This window comes from Roseomonas rosulenta (assembly GCF_016106005.1).
Classification (GTDB): domain Bacteria; phylum Pseudomonadota; class Alphaproteobacteria; order Acetobacterales; family Acetobacteraceae; genus Neoroseomonas; species Neoroseomonas rosulenta.
Window position 1 is genome coordinate 1 of sequence record NZ_JACADR010000331.1, and the last position, 4,306, is coordinate 4,306.

The following is a 4,306-nucleotide window of genomic DNA, read 5'->3' on the forward strand; positions in this document are numbered from 1 at the left end:
CCCGCCCGCGTGCTGCCGCCGCCCCGTGCCGAGGCGGACCGGCTGGTGGTGCGCGCGCTGCAGACCCCCGCCGCCACGCCGACCGAGACGACGGTGCTCGCCCGCACCAGCGACGGCCGCGCCATCGCCTCCGCCGTGCTCGCCTTCCCGGCCGGGGCGACGAGCGCGGAGGCGTCGCTCGACCTGCCGATCGAGATCCGCAACCAGGTGGTGCGCCTGGACCTCGAGCCGGAGGCCGGCGCGGCCGGGACGGTGCTGCTGGACGAACGCTTCCGCCGCCGCCCGGTCGGGCTTTCGGCCGCGCTCGAGACCACCGCCGATGCGCCGCTGACCGGCGACCTGTTCTACCTGGAGCGCGCCCTGGCCCCCTATGCCGAGATCCGGCGCGGCACGCCCGAGGCGCTGCTGGGCCGCCGCCTCGCGGTGATGGTGCTGGCCGACCGCGAGGTGTCCGAGGGGCGCGAGCGCGAGGCGCTGACCCGCTGGGTCGAGGAAGGCGGGCTGCTGGTGCGCTTCGCCGGCCCGCGGCTGGCGGAACGGCCCGATCCGCTGCTGCCCGTCGCGCTGCGCGCCGGCGAGCGGCAATTGGGCGGCGCGCTGTCGTGGGACCGGCCGCAATCGCTGGCCCCCTTCCCGGAGGGCTCGCCCTTCGCGGGCCTGACGCCGCCGGCCGAGGTCGCGGTGGAGCGCCAGGTGCTGGCGGAACCCTCGCCGCGCCTGACCGAGCGTTCCTGGGCGCGGCTCGCGGACGGCACGCCGTTGGTCACCGCGGTCTCGCGCGGGCGCGGGCGGATCGTGCTGTTCCATGTGACCGCCAATGCGGAGTGGTCGAACCTGCCGCTGTCGGGCCTGTTCGTGGACATGCTGCGGCGGCTGGTAGCGCTCTCGGCCGGCGTGCAGGGGGCGGAGGGCGAGGCGCCGCTCGCCCCGCTGGAAATGCTCGACGGCTTCGGCCGGCTTGGGCCCGCGCCGCCGGCGGCCGCCCCCATCCCGGCCAACAGGGTCGAGGAGACCGTGGCATCGCCCCGGCATCCGCCGGGCTGGTACGGCACGCCGGGCCAGGCGGAGGACGCCGCCTGGCGCCGCGCGCTGAACCTCTCAGCGCATCTGCCGGTGCTGCGCGCTGCCGCCGCGCCGCCGCCCGGCGCGCGGGCCGAGACGATCGGCGGCGTGCCGGCGGAACGCGACCTGGGGCCGTGGCTGCTCGCGCTCGCGCTCCTGCTGCTCGCGGCGGATCTCGTGATCTCGCTGGTGCAGCGCGGGCTGGTCGGGCCGCAATGGTCGCGCCGCACTGGCATGACGGCGCTGCTGCTGGCGGCGCTGGTGCTGCCCGCCGGCGCGCAGTCGCCCGAAGCGGATGGTGCGGCGGCCAATGCCACGCGCCTCGCCTACATCGTGACGGGCGACACGCAGGTCGACGAGGTCTCGCGCCTCGGCCTCGCGGGGCTGTCGGATTTCGTGAACCGCCGCAGCGCGGCGGCGCTGGCGGAACCTCATCCGGTGGTGCCGGGGCGCGACGATCTTTCGCTCTATCCGCTGCTTTATTGGCCTATCCTGGCGGAGGCTTCGCAGCCTGACGCCGCCGCCGCCGCCGCGCTCAACACCTTCATGCGCAACGGCGGCATCATCCTGATGGACACGCGCGACGAAGGCTCGGGCGAGGGCTTCGCGCCGGGTGCGCGCGTCGCGCTGCGGCGCGTCACGCGCGACCTCGCCGTGCCGCCGCTGGCGCCGGTGGCGGATGACCACGTGCTCAAGCGGGCCTTCTACCTGCTGCAGGACCTGCCCGGACGCTTCGCCGGCGGCCAGGTCTGGGTGGCGCGCGACCAGGACCGCGCCAATGACAGCGTGAGCCCCGTCATCATCGGCGGCCATGACTGGGCGGCGGCCTGGGCGATGGATGCGCGCGGGCAGAACCCATACGCGACCATTCCCGGCGGGGCGCGGCAACGCATCCTGGCCTATCGCTTCGGCGTCAACCTCGTGATGTACGCGCTGACCGGCAACTACAAGGGCGACCAGGTGCACGTGCCCGCCATCCTCGAACGGCTGGGGAATTGAGCCGTTGACCCAGACCATCGCCGGCATCGACTTCGCGCCCGTCCTGCCGCTCTGGCTGCTGGGCCTCGCGGCGGCGCTGGCGGCCCTCGCGCTGGTGCCGGCGGTGCTGCGGCGCGCGCGCGGCATCGTCTGGCGCGGCGTGTCCTTCGCGCTGATCCTGCTCGCCCTGGCCAATCCGCGCCTGGTCGAGGAAACGCGGGAGACCCGGCCCGACATCGCCCTGCTGGTGGTGGACCAGACGGATTCGACCACCGTCGCCACCCGCTCCGCGCAGATCGAGGCGGCGCGGCGCGAGGTCGAAGCCCGCGCCGCCCGCCTGCCCGAGTTGGAACTGCGCACGGTGGAAGTGCCCGAGGGCGGCAACCAGGGCACCCGCCTGTTCGCCGCGATCGAGCGCGCGCTTGCCGAGATCCCCCGCGCGCGCCTCGCCGGCATCATCGCGCTGACCGACGGCCAGGCGCACGACATCCCCGGCGCCGCGCCCTTCGACGCGCCCTTCCATGCCCTGCTGCCCGGCCGCGCGGGGCAGACCGACCGGCGCCTGCGCATCATCGAGGCCCCAGGCTTCGGCATCGTCAGCCGGCAGGTCGACATCCGCGTCGCGGTGGATGACCTCGGCGTGCCCAATGCGCAGGGTGCGGCGCGCCTGACCATCCGCCGCGACGGCGAGGCGGCGCGCAGCGAAAGCGTCCCGGTCGGGCGCGACCACCGCATCACCGTGCCGATCCAGCGCGGCGGCCCGACCGTGGTCGAAATCGAGGCCGAGACCCGCCCCGGCGAGGTCGCCATCCGCAACAACCGCCAGGTGGTGACCATCAACGGCGTGCGCGACCGGCTGCGCGTGCTGCTGGTCTCCGGCGAACCGCATGCCGGGGAACGTACATGGCGGCGCCTGCTCAAGGCCGACCCGAATGTCGACCTGGTGCACTTCACCATCCTTCGGCCGCCGGAGAAGGACGACCTGACGCCGCTGAACGAACTGGCGCTGATCGCCTTCCCGGTGCGCGAGCTGTTCCAGGTGAAGCTGCGCGACTTCGACCTGATCGTCTTCGACCGCTTCTCCAACCGCGGCATCCTGCCGGTCGCCTACCTGCGCAACATCGCCGACTACGTGCGCGGCGGCGGGGCGCTGCTGATGTCGACCGGGCCGGAGTTCAGCGGGCCGGTGTCGCTCGCGCTGACGCCGTTGGGCCAGGTGCTGCCGGCGCGGCCGGCGGGGCGGCAGAACGCGGTGGCGGAACAGGCCTTTCGCCCGCGCGTCTCCGCCCTGGGCTTCCGCCACCCGGTCACCGAGGGGCTGATCGGCGCCAATACCGAGCAGACCGAGGCGCAATGGGGTCGCTGGTACCGCTGGCTACGCACCGAGGCGCGCTCCGGCAGCACCGTGATGGAAGGCCCGGACGGCGCGCCGCTGCTGGTGCTGGATCGCGTGGGCGAGGGCCGCGTCGCGCTGCTGCTGTCCGACCATATCTGGCTGTGGTCCCGCGGGCATGACGGCGGCGGCCCGCAGCAGGAGGTGCTGCGCCGCATCGCGCATTGGCTGATGCGCGAGACCGAGCTTGAGGAGGAGGACCTGACCGCGCGCATCGAGGCCGGGCGGCTGACGGTGACGCGGCGCAGCCTCGATGCCGGCCCGCCGCCCGAGTTCACCGTGACCGCACCGGACGGCACCGTGACGCGCGCGCGCCCCGAGGAAGCCGGCGGTGGGCGCGCGACGCTGAGCCTGCCGGCGACCCAGCCCGGCGTGTGGCAGGCGGCGGACGGGCGGCGCACCGCCTTCGCCGCCTCGGCCGCGGCCAATCCACTCGAGATCGCCGATCTGCGCGCCGATGCCGAACGGCTGCGGCCGCTCCTGGCCGGCACGGGGGGCGCGGCGCGCTTCATGGGCGATGGCGCGGCGCCGGCCATCCCGGAACTGCGCCGCGTGGCGCCGGGGCGCGACGTGGCGGGGGCCGGCTGGATCGGGCTGCGCCGCAACGGCGACCACACGGTCACCGGCATCAGCGCGCTGCCGCTGCTGCCGGCCTGGCTCGCGCTGCTGCTGGTGCTGGGTGCCGCGGTGATGGCCTGGCGGCGCGAAGGGCGCTGAGAGACCGTTCGAGAATGCGCCGAAGGGCGCATTCTGCAGTTCGGCACCGGCCCGCTCCCCCACCCGGCCACCCAACGACAGTGGCCGGGTGGGGGAGCGGGCCGGTGGCGGCATTCTCAAGCGGTCTCTGACCGCCCGCCTGCCCCCACCCCTCGG

General features: G+C 74.9%; 2 protein-coding genes. Both read left to right on the forward strand.

From position 1 onward, the window contains the following. Window positions 1–2,061, forward strand: a 2,061-nt coding sequence (locus HW578_RS23465) for a DUF4159 domain-containing protein (RefSeq protein ID WP_198373129.1), incomplete at its 5' end; no start/stop codon positions are given. A 4-nt stretch (window positions 2,062–2,065) separates the two neighbouring features. Beyond that, window positions 2,066–4,150, forward strand: coding sequence for a hypothetical protein (locus HW578_RS23470; protein ID WP_198373130.1), 2,085 nt, complete (start codon window positions 2,066–2,068; stop codon window positions 4,148–4,150). The last annotated feature ends 156 nt before the right edge of the window (window positions 4,151–4,306 follow it).